A 17,473-nucleotide genomic window follows, 5' to 3' on the forward strand; every position below is an offset into this window, starting at 1 on the left:
CATGATTGAATATGAACTTCTCAAAATCATTTGGTGGGTATTGGTCGGCGTCCTCCTTATTGGGTTTGCTTTGACTGATGGATTTGATATGGGCTCTATGGCACTGATGCCGTTTGTCGGTAAAGACGATGAAGAGCGTCGTGCTGCTATCAACACGATTGCACCACATTGGGATGGAAACCAGGTGTGGTTTATTACGGCGGGTGGTGCACTTTTCGCAGCTTGGCCAATGGTATATGCAACAGCTTTCTCGGGTATGTACTGGGCGCTGTTACTCGTATTATTTGCTTTATTCCTTAGACCTGTTGGTTTTGACTATCGCTCTAAGCTCGAAAATACTAAATGGCGTAATGCTTGGGATTGGGGCTTATGTATTGGCGGAGCAGTACCAGCACTCGTTTTTGGTGTTGCATTTGGCAATATGTTCCTTGGCGTCCCCTTTACACTTGATGAAACTGTGCGTTCAACTTACACAGGAAGCTTCTTTGCACTTTTAAATCCATTTGCCTTGGTCTGTGGATTGGTCAGTTTAACGATGCTTGCTGCGCATGGTGGTGCATGGTTAATGCTACGCACTGAAGGTGCATTAAGAACACGCTCTGCTCAAGCTACACGATATATGGGTATTCTTTTTCTCATCTGTTTTATTGGTGCTGGTGCTTGGTTATATTTCGGCAATATCGAAGGCTACACACTTGTAACACCTTATGATACGAATGGTGTAGCTAATCCACTCGCTAAAGAAGTACTTACTGATGCCAATCATGGCTGGATGAACAATTATTCTATTTATCCAATCACAATATTGGCACCAGTGATGGCAATTATCGGAGGAATAATTGTGGTTTTAGCATCGTCTAAAAATAAAGCGGGACTTAGTTTTCTGGGTACATCGTTCGCTGTGATTGGCGCAATTCTCACTGCTGGTTTTGCCCTATTCCCATTCCTGATGCCATCTAGTATTCATCCAAACATTAGCTTGACGATGTGGGATGCAGTATCTAGCCAAATGACGCTTTCAGTAATGACTGTTGCTGCGTGTATTTTTGTTCCACTGATCTTGGCATACACCACTTGGTGTTACTACAAAATGTGGGGTGTGATCACCAAGAAACATATTCAAGACCACACACATAGTCTGTATTAAAACTGAATTACTGTTAGGAGAAAATTATGTGGTACTTTGCATGGATTCTAGGTGTGTTAATGGCATGTTTCGCGAGTGTACTTGCAGCCATTTACATGGAACAACATCAAGACTTAGACGGTGAATGAAATGAGTGAGCTTGCAATGTCGAATTCTGAAAAACGTAAATACTCATTCGCAATGATCATTTCATTTCTGATGGCATTGCCTCTCGCTACCATATTACTCATCCACCCAAGTCTGATGTTGGATGCAAGTGGTAATTACAGTCATCGTGCCATGATGCTGATTATGGTAGGAATATCTGGTGGATTTATCCATGGCGTAGGGTTTATACCACGTTATTGGATATGGAAGTATTTATTTAGTCCATATGTAGCATGGCCATTGATGATTTATGGTTACTATACTTGGCTGTTCACTTAATTTATAAAAAAGCCCTCTATGAGGGCTTTTTTATATCTGTTTAAGCATTTCGACTAAGTGAACTTCTTGAATTGGCTGCCCAACACCCGAATCAACTGGATAGCTATCCGTTTTTGTTGTTATTTCATACCCACGTCTTTGATAGAATTGAATCAATTCTACACGTTGACTCAGCACCCACATTCTTATGAAGTCTAAATGTGAATAGTTTGATTCGACTCGATTCTCAATAAACTCAAGTAATCTTTTTCCATATCCACAATTTTGCAGATCTAGATTAACGGCAAATGTCCCTATTTCAGCAGCACAATCAGAAACCGTTAAAGCTATACACCCTACAATAGAGTGATTTTCATCCCGAGCAACATATAAAATCTCAGATGATTCAAGTTGCTGTGATCCTAAAATCAGATTGAATAAAGCTTCTTCAGTAATGCGTAAACCCTCAACTAACATTGCTTCATTGGTCCATGATCCAACATGTTGATCACGATATGCTGAATTAATTAACTTAAATAATTCAGCATGATCATGAGATGAAGCAATTTGAAATACTAAATCTTTCAATTTTAAGCTCTAATTTTTTTACTTAAGCATACATTCAGATGGCCACATTTTGTAATATTAAATGTTTTATTGCGTTGCAAGCCAAGTCATAAATTTTTGACGTTCCTGCTTTGAAGAATTTTTCCATACTTCAATCAACGTCTGACCATCATGAGTATTTGAATTTGTATTTTTAATGTCAACATGTTCCACTGTTTGAGTATTTATTGATGATGAACTTGACTTGATCATTGGGCTAGCTTGTGGCTCATTATGCAATATCTGATTGATCGTACCGCCTAGCAAACTTTGCGAGGTCATTTGGACAATCAGATTATTTGAAATGAGTTGATTATTTTGATTATAAATTGCCAATTGAGGATTTTTGGCGAATGTTTTTGCTTGGTCCAAATCTCGTGGTGGATGAATTAAATCCAATTTGTATGACTTATTATCCTCTAGGGTTGGCAATTTCAAAGTAAGAATATCCGACTTTACGATCTCATGATTATTTAAAGGTAGTTCAAAGTATTGATTATATCGAACATTCACCAAAGGTTGATTCGCATCAATTTGGTATTGTTTTTTTGATTTAAATAGTCCTGATTTAACCTCTTGATTATTCACTGAAATTACGACCAGTTCCTCTGGAACCACCAAGGTCGCCGCTGCAAAAATTTGACTGCTCAAACCCGTAAATATCAATGCAGACGCAATTTTTAATTTCATAAATAACTCAATATTAGATTGTTAGATATGACTACTATGCTACCAAGCGATGACAATTTAATGACAGAACTCGTCATAAAAAAAGGCACCGAAGTGCCTTTATATGATTTGGATTAATTAAAAGTTTTAAAACGAATCTCGTCATCAATAAACGTTTTATCTCCTGCAGGCGCTTCGATTGAACCAAGCACAAGCTGTGCACGAAGTTTCCAAGAGGCTGGGATTTCAAATGTTGAAGCCACTTCTTCATCCACAATTGGATTGTAATGTTGTAATGATGCTCCAATATTTTTTTCTGACAATGCTGTCCACACTGCAAATTGAGCAATAGCTGTTGAATGTTCAGACCAAATTGGGAAATTCTCAGCGTAAAGTGGGAATTGCTCTTGTAAACCTTTCACCGTATCTTGATCTTCATAAAACAATACTGTTGCATGACCCGCTTTAAAGCTATTGATCTTATTTTGAGTTCCCTCAAATGCTTCTGCAGGAACAATTTTACGTAACGTTTCTAAAACGATATTCCAAAATTTGTCATGTGACTCACCAAAAAGTGTCACAACACGTGATGTCTGTGAGTTGAATGACGATGGACTTTGACGTACCGCTTCTTTAATGGTTTCTTCAATCTGAGTATTGTCTAAAGAAACATTCTTACCAATTGAATAGATGGTACGGCGATTTTTAATTTGATTTAGAAAAGACATAACTTATTCCTTATTTTTAACATTCATTGTGTGCTAACGATGATGCTATCTTATTCATATTACGAAACCTTTTCAGCCTTATCTTTATAACAAAGTGTTCTATTTTTGGAACAAATTGCGTATTTAATGTATTGAGTCAAAAGATTCGGCTTTCTCATATTTGATTAACTTTATGAATTTTAAATATTTATAAAAAAAGCTCCGTATATGGAGCTTTTTAAATTAACCCAAGAATGATTATTTTTCGTTATCAAATAATGCAGCGACAAATGATTTTGCTGAGAAAGGTCTCAAATCATCAATCTTTTCACCTACACCAATAAATCGGATTGGCACATGTGTACGGCTCGCAATGTTAAATAGCACACCACCCTTTGCCGTACCATCCAATTTGGTAATAGTAAGACCCGTTAAACCTACAGCTTCATCAAACATTTCAACTTGGTTAATCGCGTTCTGTCCTGTGCCAGCATCCACAACAAGCATCACTTCGTGCGGTGCAGTCGCATCAATTTTCTGCATAACACGTTTTACTTTTTTGAGCTCTTCCATCAAGTGACCTTTGTTATGCAAACGCCCTGCGGTATCTGCAATCAATACATCGATCCCTTTCGCTCGTGCACTTTCAAAAGCATCAAAAATTACAGAAGCACTGTCTGCACCATGACCTTGTGCAACGACATGAATATCGTTACGTTCACCCCAAATTTGTAGCTGTTCAGTCGCCGCAGCACGGAAAGTATCGCCTGCCGCGAGCATGACTTTTTTACCTTCACCTTGTAATCGTTTTGCGAGTTTACCAATCGTGGTTGTCTTACCTACACCATTTACACCCACAACCAAAATCACATAGGGATTTTTATTCGGATCGATATGTAACGGTTTGACACGTGGTGCTAATAAAGCAACTAATTCTTCTTGAAGAGCTTTATAGAGAGAATGAGAGTAGATCAAATCGCCACGCGCAGTTCTTTCAGTTAAATTGGCAATAATTGTTTTCGTCGCCTCTACCCCAATATCTGCGACCAATAATTGCTCTTCAACTTCTTCGAGCAGCTCATCATCAATCTCTTTACCACCGACTAAAATGTTCATCATTCCATCAGCTAAATTTTTACGAGATTTTGATAAGCCTTCTTTCATACGACTGAAGAAGCCACCTTTCGGTTTTGATTCTTCTAAGGCCGGCACCGTTTCCAGCTTTTCTACTTCATTGTTTTCGATAATAGGCACATTAACGGCCGGGAGGCTCGGTAAGGTGACATCGTCATCACCAATATCCGCATCAATCAAGAATTTATTTTGCTGTTCTTGCATGCCGATTCCTTGAAAAGCATTGCGATTAAAAGAATAGAGTTTAGCATAGATTGCTTTAAATTCACGATCTGCAATTACTTTTAAAACGATCAACCAAATTGCAACAGTTCAATCTTGAATAAATATACGACATCATCAAGAATAATTTTAAAGTCATTATTCGGATTAATTGTGTCTCTCAGCCGGCTCAAATTCTCTCTGCAACTCATTTTCAAACAGACAATCATCATTGCTGCGATTACATCAGCACCGATGATGACATTTGCAAATCAGCAAACAGCTCAACTCTCTCGAAATACCGTCGAAACAACACTGGACAATGGTTTAAGAGTCATTATTAGAGAAGATCATCGCGCACCTGTAGTAATCAGCCAAATCTGGTATGCCGTCGGCAGTAGTGACGAGTCAGGGAATTTACTCGGCATTTCACACGTCCTAGAACATATGATGTTCAAGGGCACTAAAAAAGTACCGAATGATGAATTCACACGCCTTAGTCGAATTTATGGTGGTAGTGTCAATGCATTCACATCTACAAATTACACCAATTACTATCAATTCTATCCTAAAAAATATCTTCCACTGGCATTAGAGTTAGAAGCAGATCGAATGCAAAATTTAGTTCTGCGCCAAGAAGATTTCGAACCCGAAATTAAAGTTGTAATGGCTGAACGACGGCAACGAACAGAGGACAATCCTCGAAACCTTGCTTTTGAAAGATTTAAATGGATTGCATACCCGACCAGTCACTATCGCCAACCAGTGATTGGCTTAATGAAAAATCTGAATAACATTCAATTGAATGATTTAAAACAATGGTACGAAACTTGGTACGCGCCGAATAATGCAACATTAGTCATTATTGGGGATGTAGATCCTGAACAAACCATTCGAGAAGTCAAAAAATATTTTAATAAGATTCCAAAAAAATCCGTTCCTGAACGAAATGATGTGCTTGAATTTTCAAGAATTGGATATCGCTTCATGGAGCAATATCAGGCTGTACATGTACCCAACTTGTTTATGTCTTGGAATGTCAATTCCATTAAAACAGCAAAAAACCCTCAAGACGCCTACGCTTTAACCATTATTCAAAATCTATTGGACGGCGGAATTTCAGCACGTCTACAAGAGAGACTGATCCGAGATAAGCGAATTCTGACCTCAATTAATGTGAGTTATGATCCATATAATCGTGGGGATAGCCTATTTTTAATCTCTGCCATACCTGCTGAGGGTATCAGTCTTGATCAAGCGCAAAAACGCATACAGCAGGAACTAGATTTATTCAAATCAGAATTGATCAATGAAAAAGAACTCAATCGGGTCAAGGCGAATTTCGTTTCCAATTTAGTGTATAGCCAAGATGATATTATTGGGCAAGCTCGACTCATTGGTTTGCTCAGCATCAATGATCTAGACTATCGCATGATTGATCAACTCCCTGATTACTTCGATAAAGTCACACCGCATGATTTACAACGCATTGCCAATATTTATTTTAATCGTGACAATTTGAGCGTTTTACATCTTTATCCTGAACAGAAAAACAACAACTAGGCGTTTTATGAATTATTTGTCTTCTCTATTTTTAACGAGTGTATTGTGTGGTGCCATCTTGAGTTCACTGTCACATGCGGAGGAACTTATAGAAGCTGAACCAATCGAACAAATCATCGAAGAAGATCCCAGTGGTCTAAGCTCAATCAAAAACTTGTTAAGCTTAAAAGAGATCAAAAAAAATTCGCACAATTATCAAGCGCCTTTTGTTCAAGAACTTAAAAACTCTTTAAATGTACGAACCTTATTTGTCGAAACGAATGATCTGCCAATGGTCGACATTCAAATTACATTTTATGCTGGATCTGCACGAGATGAAGTCATAGGTAAAGGACTTTACGGTATATCCAATATGGCAGCTCGCCTTATGCTTGAAGGAACAGATCAGCTCAGTGCCAAACAGATTACCACCACATTTGAGGGATTAGGCGCCAAATATTCTTTCAATGCCTATCGCGATATGTTTGTTGTTCGACTAAGAGTGTTAAATGATCCTGAAAAATTTGACCCTGCATTGAACTTACTACTGCATTTAATCAAACATGCCACCTTCAAACAATCAGGCATTAATCTCGCGCTCAGTAATACTCAAATTGGTCAAAAACAACTTCAAGAGAATCCATCTAGACTAATGTCAATACAACTGTACCGTATGCTGTATGGAGATCATCCATATGCTCAACCAACAGCTGGGACAGTCGGTAGTTTAAAAAACATTACGCCTGAATTACTCAAAGAATTTAGAGATCGATTGCTTGTCGCTCAAAATTCCAATATAGCAATCACAGGACAACTCACTCAAGATCAAGCTCAACAGATCTCGGAACTGATCAGTATCAATTTACCGCAAGGGCAAAAGCAGCCCGACCTTCCAACTCCCGTCAGTGAATCAGGTTTTAAAATTTCAGTACTAAAACGCGAAAGCCTACAAGCACATGCATTATTGGGTCATTTATCTTTAGAACGAGCACATCCAGACCGTGCCGCTTTGGAAGTTGCCAACAGAATGTTTGGTGGTGGGAGTTTTAATTCAATCTTATCAAAAGAGTTACGAGTTAAACGAGGACTCACCTATAGCGCATCGAGTACGCTGACTACACCACAGGTACCTGGCGTTTTTAGTTTTGGATATGCGACACAACAAGACCAATTGCTCGAAAGCTTAAAGCTCGCACATCGAGTATTCATTGACTTCAAAAAACAGCCAATTACTGACTCTTTGCTTAAAGAAAATAAAGAAAGTATTCTTCGGTCTTTTCCAATGACCTTAAATAGCAATGCAAATATTAATGCCCAAATCGCATCAATTGGTTTTTACGGACTTAATTCCAATTATCTAAATGAGTATCAGGAGCAGATTCGAAAATTAACTCGCCAAGATATTCAAAATGCAATACAAAAACATTTACACCCCGATCAAATGACTGTTATTGCTGTCTCTGACCGTGTCACTGCCAAGGAGATCGAAGAAATACTGAATCAAAATCTTGGGCTCAAGCTGAATAAGATTGAAAACTAATCCAACTTTTCAATCGCTGGATAAATTTTTATATGAGCATTCTCGATATGATAAGCATTCAGCAAACGATAAAATTCAATATTTTTAATCTTAGGTTTTGCAAGTAACAAAGTTGCCATTTCATGCGTTCGCTCTAAACGATTTTGAGCCGCGAGCGCTTGTACTTGTTCAAAGTGAGCTGAATTAATTGGACGATTCAGTGCAATACTAGAGACAATAAGAATAAAAAGTACAATGCCTATGATGAAAGCATTTTGAATCTGCTCAATATTTAATTGTGAGAAAAGATCAGACGAAATTTTTTTTAAATGGAGCATGTACAACCTCGGATTAGCTTAAGTGTAATCCGAGATGCTTTAAAAATATAGTGTTAACGTTGATTTAAACAAGAACCATTATGCAAAAAATGGCGCTTATTCACCTTTAAGAGACAACATTCTGCACAACACCAAAATATAAGATAGCAGCGATCACCGCGAGTACGATAAAAATAGTGAAAACACTTAAACCACCTTCAGCATCATCAGGGTGTTCTTCGTCAATGACGGCGATACGTTTTAATTCGCCGTCATAGTAGCGATAAAATTCAGCTTTTGCTGCAGGATCAAGCGTCTGCGTATAATCATGCACACGTTTACGCTGCTCTAAACAGTAGTGACCTAAATGGATTTCTTGATGAAAAATTGCTTCATCAAGTTGTTTTTTATGATGATGTGCAAGCGCAATAATATCGGATGGCTCTGGTGGATTGCCAAATGTGAAACCATCAATGGTATTAGTCATAAGTCATTCTCCTTTATAGTTATTTACAGTTTTATCATAAACCCAATATAAAATGATTAAAGTTTAATCATGTAAGTATTTTTTAAAAGATTTATCTTGAAAATTTATTTGACAATTAACGCAAATTGTAATATTAGTTTAATATTACTTTGTTATATTCCATTTTGACCTAATTTAGGTCTTTATAACTGTAGTACTAATCATAATTAGAATAAGGAGTTTTATATGATTAAACAATTCTCTCAACAAGACCTCGAACATATGTATTCGAATGCTGTAAATACCATTCAATTTGAAATGAATTTTACAGACGCAGTTTCAGAACTTGAGAATGCAGCACGTGCGGGTCACGGTAAAGCAGCGATGTTTCTAGCTGAACTCTATCTTCAAGGTTTCCGTGTAGAACGTGATTCTTTGAAAGCACAGTATTGGCAAAACATGGCCACAATGCAAGCATAAATAAACGTCACATTCGTGGCGTTTTTTTAGCTTTTTCATTACATATTTGCTTACCAAACTTTAAATTAATGCAACTAAACTTTAAGAAAAAAACATTAGACTGAACTTATCATCATTGGTATTGAATCATTGAACGATCATGAACACCTTTGTACAGTTGCAACCAAATTCAAAGCATTTTTTACTCAAAGTTAATATCCTTAAAACCATGATGTATTGTGGAGTACTGTGGGGACTGTACAATCCAGAACATCAAGGTTGGGCCATCCGATCAATCAATCAAGAATACATATTCCCCTTCTGGCTCAATTCAGTGCAGGCTTTACATTATGCAAAAATTCACTGGCCGCACTATCAGCCTCGAAAAATAACGCCTGATGATTTTAAAAATTCACTACTCCCAACCCTAACGCGATTAAAAGTCACACCTGCCCTGTGCAATCATCGAGATCGCCACTTTAAGCTCACTATTCCACACATGCAGATGCTATTTTTTCAGAATCATTTAAGCCCTTCTATTTAGCAGAAAATTCCACTAAAACGATTGTAAAGATTTTAGATTTCAGTTATTAACTTATACATGGACGAATAACCAATAAGAGGAAACTTTATGACAACAGTAGCTCAAGTCCTACAAAATAAAAACAATTCAGAAATCTCTACCATCACACCTGATGCTACGGTTTTAGAAGCAATCACATTAATGGCAACAAAAGGTATTGGTGCCGTTGTTGTCGTACAGGATGAAAGACTTGTTGGAATTTTATCTGAACGGGATTACACGCGTAAAATTGCACTTATGCAACGTACATCTGACTTAACTACAGTCTCAGAAATTATGACTGGTACGGTTTTATCTGTAAGTAAAAGCAACACCGTAGATGAGTGTTTAGATTTAATGACAGAACGTCATATTCGCCATCTGCCAGTATTAGAAGACGATAGACTCGTCGGAATTGTATCTATTGGTGACTTAGTTAAAGCCGCGATGGAAGACCAAAAAGTGTTGATCGAACAACTTCAACAGTATATTTCAGGATAAAGCTAAGCTCCCATCTCGGGGGCTTTTTTGATAATTCCATCATGATCTCAATTTTGAACAATAGATTGAAATTGGTCATCTTTTACAATGATTTTCTTTTATTGAGTCATTGAACTATTTAAACAGCATCAGTAAAGTCATTACATTATGGAATTTTTTGCCTAAGGACTGATGATGTATAAAAAGTTATTGTGTTACACCGCTTTATTTGTAACTGCTTCCACTTATGCATCTGAACTTGAACCAACGATAAAGAATCAAATAGAGCTGCTAAAAAAAGCAAAAACATATCAAAAAAAGACACTTATCACGCCTGCATGTAATACCTATGAAAAAGCCTACAAAATGGGATATTTAGGGGCTGATCAAGATATGAAAAATCCAAGAAAAAACAAAGAATTTGTTGAAGCCGCTCTGCAAACTTCTGCCTGTTATACAAATTTGAATTATACAGAACAACCCCAAAAATGGCTCGAAGGTACTGTAACGCTATTTAAGTTAAAAAATTATTTTGCAGTCCCAAACTTAGATGGCCGACTCAAAGAAATTCAAGATGAAATGATGTCGATCGCAGAAGTGCTATATTTCAAAAAAAATGCTGACTATCGCAATCCCTCTTCTGAAGTGACCAATGCCTGTGCTGCATCTGAAATTGGCTTCAAAATTGGTTATTTAGGTGATCCTGATAAAGCTAAAGATCCTGCATACAATGCAACATACGTACAACATGGTTTATTTCATGCCGCTTGCGTTTCTCTACTTCCATCCAAGGCTAAATCTGAGAATCCAGCATTTACGAGTTATTTGTCTTACGCAATTTTAAAAGAACTTGCCACCAAATATGACAGCAAAAAAGCACACGAACTAAGTGCACCAGCTGATGAAATTATGAAAACCATGGTTCAAGCTCAACAAGCTCAACAAGCTCAACAAGCTCAACAAGCTCAACAAGCTCAACAAGCTCAACAAGCGACTGAAACACTTGTTCAAGATCTTTCAATCGAAACGCCGCTCATTCCAATTGAAATTTCATCCTTTGAAAATATTCTTACGCCTTTGAATGAAGAACCACCAGAAATGTAATTAAAAAAACCAGCCTAAGCTGGTTTTTTTATGTGTTAATTTAAACCTAATTTTTCTGCCACATAGTCCGAGTCTTTATCACCTCGACCTGATAAATTCACTACCACAATGGTATCTTTGGACAGTTGTGGAGCTTCGCGTATCGCCCAAGCAACAGCATGTGAACTTTCTAATGCAGGCACAATCCCTTCAACTCGAGATAGAGTCATGAATGCATTCAGACATTCTTCATCAGTTGCTGTTGAGTACTCAACACGACCAATATCTTTTAAGAAACTGTGTTGAGGCCCCACACCAGGATAATCTAATCCAGAAGCAATTGAATGCACAGGTAATGGCTCGCCATTTTCATCTTCCAGTACATAACACGCCATACCATGAAGTTGACTTGGTTTACCTAAAGTTAATGTTGCCGAATGTTGATCCGTATCTAAACCATGTCCTGCTGGTTCAACACCAATTAATTTCACACTATCATCATTAAGGAATGCACTGAATGCTCCCATTGCATTTGAGCCACCGCCAACACAAGCAACAATATAATCAGGATATTTGTTAAATCTGTCTTGTGATTGAACTTTAATTTCATCACCGATAATTGCTTGGAAATCACGCACCATTTTAGGAAATGGATGTGGACCAACGACTGATCCGATGGCATAAATAAAGCTATCAGGGTCTTTCAAATACTCTTCGAAAGCACTATCAACAGCATCTTTTAATGTTGCTGTTCCACGAGTGACTGAAATTAGATTCGCACCCAAAATTTTCATTTTCACGACATTTGGATGTTCTTTTTCAATATCAACTTGACCCATATGAATTTCACACGGGATACCAACCAAGGCACAAGCGGTGGCTAATGCGACACCATGTTGACCTGCCCCAGTTTCAGCAATGACTTTTTTCTTGCCCATGTATTTAGCAAGTAAAGCTTCACCCAAACAATGGTTAATTTTATGCGCACCTGTATGGTTCAAATCTTCACGCTTCAGATAAATTTGAGCACCGCCCAATTGTTCTGAAAGTCGTTTGGCATGAAATAAAGGACTTGGACGACCTACATAATGCGCAAACAGCTCTGAAAGCTCATTTTGAAATTCAGGTGTTTTACGAATTTCTTCATAAGCAACATTGATTTGATCCATTGCTGCTTTTAAATGAGGTGGAATGAATTGACCACCATATTCACCAAAAAAACCTTCTTCATTTGGCAATGCCACACCATTGATTTGATAGCTCATATCAAGATCCTTTAGATGAATATAATTTAAAAAAGTTAGCGCGAGAGGAATTTAGTCATATCTTCAATGCCTTTTAAAGTCATTGGATACATATGATCTTCAAATATTTCTTTGATCATTCCTATCGTTTGAGTGTAATGCCAGTAATTCTCAGTTTCAGGATTCAACCAAGCCGTCTTTTCATAATGCTGGCGCAAACGACGCAACCAAATTTCCCCCGACTCTTCATTCATGTATTCGACAGAACCACCAGCAGATTTTAATTCGTATGGCGCCATACTTGCATCACCAACAACAATCACTCGATAATCTTTACCATAGGTATTAAATAAATCTAAGGTATTCATTTTTGTCGAAGTACGGCGATGATTGTCTTTCCACACGTAATCATAAAGACAGTTATGGAAATAGAAATATTCTAAGGTCTTAAATTCTGTTTTGGCTGCACTAAACAGTTTTTCACATTGTGCAATATAGGCATCCATAGAACCGCCTACATCGAACAACATCAAAACTTTAATTCGATTACGACGCTCTGGCACCATCTGTACATCAAGAATTCCCTGCTTAGCCGTTTCGCGAATCGTTTGATCTATATCAAGCTCTTCTTCCGCACCTTGACGCGCAAATTTTCTCAGACGACGCAACGCCATTTGCATATGACGTGTTCCCAAAATTTGATCATCATCAAGATTTTGGTATTTACGTTGTTCCCACACTTTCACCGCAGATTTTTTACGTCCCGGCCCTCCAATTCTCACCCCCTCTGGGTGATCACCAAAAGCTCCAAACGGTGAAGTACCACCAGTGCCAATCATACGATTACCACCTTGGTGTTTTTTATGTTGCTCACGCAAACGCTCTTCTAGCATTTTCATAAGCTCTTCTAAAGAACCTGCTTTTTGTAATGCTTCACGTTGCTCGGGCGTTAAGTGTTTTTCAAGGAGTTCTAAATCAAACCATTCTTTAGGAAGTTGATTAACTTTACTGAGTAAATCATCTACATCAAAGGTTTGAATGCCCTGAAAATAATCCTTCATAGCACGATCATACTTATCGAAGTAACGCTCATCCTTGACCATGACTGTCTTCACAAGCTGATAAAAATCATCTTGATCTGCAAAAACCAAACCTAGACTAATTGCTTGATTCAGATCAATCAGCTCGCGCGTCGTTACGGGAATTCCGTATTTTCGCAAGGTGTAAAACAGTCTTACGAACATAGTATCACCTATCGACGAGTCATAAATGCGAGGCGCTCAAGTAGCTGCACATCTTGCTCATTTTTGATGAGCGCACCATACAGCGGTGGAATTGCTTTTGACTTATCATGGTTTCTTAAAATATCTTCAGGCATATCATCAGCCATCAATAAGCTTAACCAATCAATTAATTCAGAAGTTGAAGGTGGCTTCTTAAGACCAGGTATTTGGCGAAGCTTAAAGAAGACCTGAAGTGCCTCACTGACCAATGTCGTTGAAATTCTTGGAAAATGAACTGCAATAATTTCACGCATGGTCTGTTCATCTGGGAATTCAATATAATGAAAGAAACAACGGCGTAAGAAAGCATCAGGAAGTTCTTTTTCATTATTTGAAGTGATGATCACAATTGGACGCTGTGTTGCAGTAATTGTTTCACCAGTTTCATAAACAAAGAATGACATTTTGTCTAGTTCATGAAGCAAATCATTTGGGAATTCGATATCTGCTTTATCAATTTCATCAATTAATAAAACGCAACGTTCTTCAGAGGTAAATGCTTCCCACAATTTACCTGGTTTAATATAGTTTTTAATATCATAAACACGCTCATCGCCCAATTGACTATCGCGCAATCTCGAAACGGCATCGTATTCATAAAGACCTTGTTGAGCCTTCGTCGTTGATTTGATATGCCAAGTAATCAGTTTTAAACCCAGGCTATCAGCAACTTGTTCAGCCAATAATGTTTTACCTGTACCTGGCTCACCCTTCACTAAAAGAGGCTTTTGCAACGCTCGAGCGGCCTTCACAGCAAGCTTGAGACTATCTGTGGCGATATATTGATCTGTACCCGTAAATTGATGTGCATCAACAGACATAATGAAACCTTATTTTTTTATTTGGATAATTAAAGTGGTGGTGTCTTCACTGACGATGTGTGTCTTGGATTCTTTTGTTTAGAAGCGTACTTAGACCAGAAATAACCTGCCAATAACCCTAAAGCAATAACAAAGGCAATCAATGAGAAATTGGACCAGATCAACGGTGAATCTTTTGTTAAAACCCCAAAGATCAAACCAAAAGTTGCAGGTGCTAAGGCGGAATTAGGACCTTCAGAAATCGTTGGTGTTGCCAAAATAGCAAACACAAAAATCCAAGTCACTCCACCTAAAGGTGAAGGTAGGCGTTTCGCTATGCCGTACCAACACCACAGAATAATCAAAGTTCCGAGAATATAGACGGTAATTGCAATGTTATATTCTGGAATTGAATCCAACATTGAAACAAACTGATCCCATCCTCCAACTTGATTATCACGCACCGCGTAGTCCCTCTGGCTCTACCGCATTAGGATTGATCAATCCTTCAGGCGGCAATTGTAAAAAGAATCCTTTCGTCTGAATTGAATCCATCACATGTAAAACATTTGCACGCGCTAATTTGCGTTCTGCATGTAATTCCAGTGACATCACAAATGTCGCTCGGCCAAATGCATTTTTCATTGCATCAGATAATACTGATAACGGATCAACAGCTTCTTGGTTTTCCGCTTGTTCAGGACGCGCAACGTAAATATACATTTCGTCTTTCTTACTAGATTTGTAGATTTCACACCACATGATTCAAACAACACCTTTTAAACTCAAAGCAAAGCATACATCAAAAAAAACGGCGAAACATTAGCGTTTGTTAACGCATCAGTCTAGTTTAGGATGACTGGTAATTCTTTAATCAAATTTTGAGAGAAGTCATTCATTGACTTTCATTTGCATACTCAAATATTGTGCATCTTTATGAAGCAACTCAATTAATGGCTTCGTCAGTAAATCATAACGCCAACCGAGTAAATATTGAGGTAAATCTTGTTCATCGCCATGAAAAACCACATGCTGATATAAAGCCCCGAGCCATTTTTTTCGCATTAACACTTCTTTGGGGATCACCAACTCTTCTGCAAGATTACCAATCATGTTATCAACATCATGTGTAATATCTTTAGATGAGTGTTTAATTGGTCGAGCAATTCGTAATGGCCATTCTTCCATTGGGGGCAGCAACGCAATAATATCCAAAATCGTTTTACCGTGCTCACGAACCACATTCGGACGAATATTTTTAACTTGGGATAATTGAAATGTATTTTTTGGATTTTTTTCCACCAAATCAATCATAGTGGCATTTTTCAGAATAAAACTTCGAGGCTGATTTAAAGCCTTCACCATTTCTTCACGCCAAACACTGAGCAATTGTAGCTGCATTAACTGCTTTCGAGAGTGTCTATAATTTCCGACATCTTCGTATAGTTTCTCTTTCGGCGTTTCTGTCGCAATCTCAAGCGTGAGGCTCTTACAGTCCTCTAGTACATACTGATAATGCCCTTTTTTCTCTAATTCATTTTTTAGCGCATCGGCTAAATTCACAATATATAAGACATCATTCGCTGCGTATGCTTTTTGCTCTTCAGTTAAAGGACGTGCAAGCCAATCTGAACGTGTTTGATCTTTATCAATTTCTATATTTAAAATTTCTTTAAGCGCATTTTGATAACTGACCTGTAATCCGTGTCCGAGAAAAGACAAAGCCACCTGAGTATCAAATACATTATTAAGATGATTACCTTTTGAATAATGGTAAATCAGATCAATATCTTCACCACAAGCATGGAAAATATTTTGCTTTGCAGCAAAAACTTTAGGCCAGAAACTCGAAAAATCTAGACGTGTACCATCTAATAAAAACACCTGATCTGCGACATTGATTTGCAAGACACCCAATTTTGGCCATAGTGTATCAACTTTGATAAATTCAGTATCTAAACCATAAACATCTTGTTGACTCATTAGTGTCAAAACATGCTCGAGTTCTTTTTGCTCTTGGATAAATTGAAACATCATAAAAAACAATGTGCTAGATTGGTATCGGGATGTATTTTAGCTTAAATTATCAATTTTAAATATAAATTTTCAATTAAAGCGTCAAGCAAATCTATGTATACAGTGTAAATAGTTATAAAACATGAAAAATTTAATATTTTTTTTGACTAAAAAACAATTCAGAAAAGTGATATTTCTCCAATCAAAAAAATAAGCACAATTTGTGCTTATTTCATTTGCATACGATTATGAACTGCTTGGCTTAATGTGTGACTATCGACATACTCAAGCTCACCCCCTTGTGGTACACCTTGAGCAATACGTGTCATTTTGATATTCAAATGACGTGTAGCTTCTACCAAATAATGTGCCGTAGCCTGTCCTTCAACCGTTGCATTGGTAGCGAGAATAACCTCTGCTACCTGACCTTCAGCTAAGCGTTGAACTAATGCAGGTATGCCAACCTCTTCAGGCCCTATACCATCTAAAGGAGATAAATGCCCCCCCAATACATGATATTTGCCTCTGAAACTTCCACTTTGCTCAATTGCCATCACGTCTGCAGGAGATTCAACCACACAGAGCAAGGTATCATCTCGGTCTTGCGACAGACAAATGTCACACACCTCATTCTCAGTCAATGAGTGGCAAATAGAACATTCATGGATATGATCAGCGGCATCGCTAAGTGCTTCAGATAATGCCAAAGCACCTTGCTTATTCTTCATGATCAAATGCAACGCCATGCGCTGAGCCGACTTAGGCCCAACGCTTGGTAATATTCGCAGTGCTTGGACGAGTTGGTCAAACCGTTCGCTGAACACTCGGCAATA

The 17,473-nt window shown here is 37.8% G+C and carries 22 protein-coding genes; 9 read left to right on the plus strand and 13 right to left on the minus strand.

What is annotated here, in order from left to right; genetic code table 11:
* Position 1: 1 nt before the first annotated feature.
* The 3 genes from cydB to AC1M9P_RS13530 are packed head-to-tail and all read left to right on the plus strand — an operon-like array spanning position 2 to position 1,573.
* A complete protein-coding gene (gene cydB / locus AC1M9P_RS13520) occupies positions 2–1,147 on the plus strand; it encodes a cytochrome d ubiquinol oxidase subunit II (protein ID WP_481587956.1) in 1,146 nt (381 codons plus the stop codon).
* Positions 1,148–1,173: 26 nt separating this feature from the next.
* Positions 1,174–1,275, plus strand: a complete 102-nt coding sequence (gene cydX / locus AC1M9P_RS13525) for a cytochrome bd-I oxidase subunit CydX (RefSeq protein ID WP_035266590.1) — start codon at positions 1,174–1,176, stop codon at positions 1,273–1,275.
* 1 nt (position 1,276) lies between these two features.
* A complete protein-coding gene (locus AC1M9P_RS13530) occupies positions 1,277–1,573 on the plus strand; it encodes a cyd operon YbgE family protein (protein WP_481587957.1) in 297 nt (98 codons plus the stop codon).
* 30 nt (positions 1,574–1,603) lie between these two features.
* On the opposite strand, the gene AC1M9P_RS13535 is transcribed toward AC1M9P_RS13530, so the two are convergent.
* The 4 genes from AC1M9P_RS13535 to ftsY form a co-directional block, all read right to left on the minus strand.
* A complete protein-coding gene (locus tag AC1M9P_RS13535; RefSeq protein WP_481587958.1) occupies positions 1,604–2,140 on the minus strand; it encodes a GNAT family N-acetyltransferase in 537 nt (178 codons plus the stop codon).
* A gap of 66 nt (positions 2,141–2,206) precedes the next feature.
* A complete protein-coding gene (locus AC1M9P_RS13540) occupies positions 2,207–2,848 on the minus strand; it encodes a DUF2057 family protein (protein WP_481587959.1) in 642 nt (213 codons plus the stop codon).
* Between the two features lie 113 nt (positions 2,849–2,961).
* Positions 2,962–3,555 carry a nitroreductase family protein gene (locus tag AC1M9P_RS13545; RefSeq protein WP_179999782.1) on the minus strand — a complete coding sequence of 198 codons (594 nt, stop codon included), beginning with the start codon at positions 3,553–3,555 and terminating at the stop codon, positions 2,962–2,964.
* A 237-nt stretch (positions 3,556–3,792) separates the two neighbouring features.
* The gene (ftsY, locus tag AC1M9P_RS13550) at positions 3,793–4,872 is read right to left on the minus strand and encodes a signal recognition particle-docking protein FtsY (protein ID WP_481587960.1); all 1,080 of its coding nucleotides are present in this window, start codon (positions 4,870–4,872) and stop codon (positions 3,793–3,795) included.
* A 252-nt stretch (positions 4,873–5,124) separates the two neighbouring features.
* On the opposite strand from ftsY, the gene AC1M9P_RS13555 reads away from it, so the two are divergent.
* Both AC1M9P_RS13555 and AC1M9P_RS13560 read left to right on the plus strand, forming a co-directional pair.
* Positions 5,125–6,432 carry a M16 family metallopeptidase gene (locus AC1M9P_RS13555; protein ID WP_481587975.1) on the plus strand — a complete coding sequence of 436 codons (1,308 nt, stop codon included), beginning with the start codon at positions 5,125–5,127 and terminating at the stop codon, positions 6,430–6,432.
* A gap of 7 nt (positions 6,433–6,439) precedes the next feature.
* Positions 6,440–7,951 (plus strand): M16 family metallopeptidase, encoded by a 1,512-nt coding sequence (locus tag AC1M9P_RS13560; protein WP_481587961.1) that lies wholly within the window; start codon positions 6,440–6,442, stop codon positions 7,949–7,951.
* Here the strand turns inward: AC1M9P_RS13560 and AC1M9P_RS13565 are convergent.
* On the minus strand, positions 7,948–8,268 hold the full coding sequence (locus AC1M9P_RS13565; protein ID WP_180028944.1) for a hypothetical protein: 321 nt from the start codon (positions 8,266–8,268) through the stop codon (positions 7,948–7,950). The genes AC1M9P_RS13560 and AC1M9P_RS13565 overlap by 4 nt on opposite strands.
* Before the next feature lie 106 nt (positions 8,269–8,374).
* Positions 8,375–8,734, minus strand: a complete 360-nt coding sequence (locus AC1M9P_RS13570; RefSeq protein WP_481587962.1) for a hypothetical protein — start codon at positions 8,732–8,734, stop codon at positions 8,375–8,377.
* A 225-nt stretch (positions 8,735–8,959) separates the two neighbouring features.
* On the opposite strand from AC1M9P_RS13570, the gene AC1M9P_RS13575 reads away from it, so the two are divergent.
* From AC1M9P_RS13575 to AC1M9P_RS13590, 4 genes are all read left to right on the plus strand, one after another.
* Positions 8,960–9,193 (plus strand): SEL1-like repeat protein, encoded by a 234-nt coding sequence (locus AC1M9P_RS13575; protein ID WP_035266572.1) that lies wholly within the window; start codon positions 8,960–8,962, stop codon positions 9,191–9,193.
* A 139-nt stretch (positions 9,194–9,332) separates the two neighbouring features.
* Complete coding sequence (locus AC1M9P_RS13580) at positions 9,333–9,716, plus strand: DUF2750 domain-containing protein (RefSeq protein WP_035266570.1); 384 nt, start codon at positions 9,333–9,335, stop codon at positions 9,714–9,716.
* 87 nt (positions 9,717–9,803) lie between these two features.
* Entirely contained in the window at positions 9,804–10,235 is a 432-nt protein-coding gene (locus AC1M9P_RS13585) for a CBS domain-containing protein (protein WP_035266567.1), read from the plus strand.
* A gap of 174 nt (positions 10,236–10,409) precedes the next feature.
* On the plus strand, positions 10,410–11,318 hold the full coding sequence (locus AC1M9P_RS13590) for a hypothetical protein (RefSeq protein ID WP_481587963.1): 909 nt from the start codon (positions 10,410–10,412) through the stop codon (positions 11,316–11,318).
* Between the two features lie 35 nt (positions 11,319–11,353).
* Here AC1M9P_RS13590 and trpB read toward each other — a convergent pair whose 3' ends face one another.
* The 7 genes from trpB to recR form a co-directional block, all read right to left on the minus strand.
* Positions 11,354–12,562 carry a tryptophan synthase subunit beta gene (gene trpB / locus AC1M9P_RS13595; RefSeq protein WP_179999795.1) on the minus strand — a complete coding sequence of 403 codons (1,209 nt, stop codon included), beginning with the start codon at positions 12,560–12,562 and terminating at the stop codon, positions 11,354–11,356.
* Positions 12,563–12,597: 35 nt separating this feature from the next.
* Positions 12,598–13,785, minus strand: coding sequence for a vWA domain-containing protein (locus tag AC1M9P_RS13600; RefSeq protein WP_481587964.1), 1,188 nt, complete (start codon positions 13,783–13,785; stop codon positions 12,598–12,600).
* 8 nt (positions 13,786–13,793) lie between these two features.
* The gene (locus tag AC1M9P_RS13605) at positions 13,794–14,645 is read right to left on the minus strand and encodes an AAA family ATPase (RefSeq protein WP_092768445.1); all 852 of its coding nucleotides are present in this window, start codon (positions 14,643–14,645) and stop codon (positions 13,794–13,796) included.
* A 29-nt stretch (positions 14,646–14,674) separates the two neighbouring features.
* Positions 14,675–15,046 (minus strand): hypothetical protein, encoded by a 372-nt coding sequence (locus tag AC1M9P_RS13610; protein WP_035266633.1) that lies wholly within the window; start codon positions 15,044–15,046, stop codon positions 14,675–14,677.
* Between the two features lie 34 nt (positions 15,047–15,080).
* Entirely contained in the window at positions 15,081–15,386 is a 306-nt protein-coding gene (locus tag AC1M9P_RS13615; protein ID WP_035266558.1) for a YcgL domain-containing protein, read from the minus strand.
* 129 nt (positions 15,387–15,515) lie between these two features.
* A complete protein-coding gene (locus tag AC1M9P_RS13620; RefSeq protein ID WP_481587976.1) occupies positions 15,516–16,658 on the minus strand; it encodes a ribonuclease D in 1,143 nt (380 codons plus the stop codon).
* Positions 16,659–16,867: 209 nt separating this feature from the next.
* Positions 16,868–17,464, minus strand: coding sequence for a recombination mediator RecR (recR, locus tag AC1M9P_RS13625; RefSeq protein WP_092768447.1), 597 nt, complete (start codon positions 17,462–17,464; stop codon positions 16,868–16,870).
* Positions 17,465–17,473: the final 9 nt, after the last annotated feature.

The organism is Acinetobacter sp. 25-47-122, assembly GCF_056779695.1.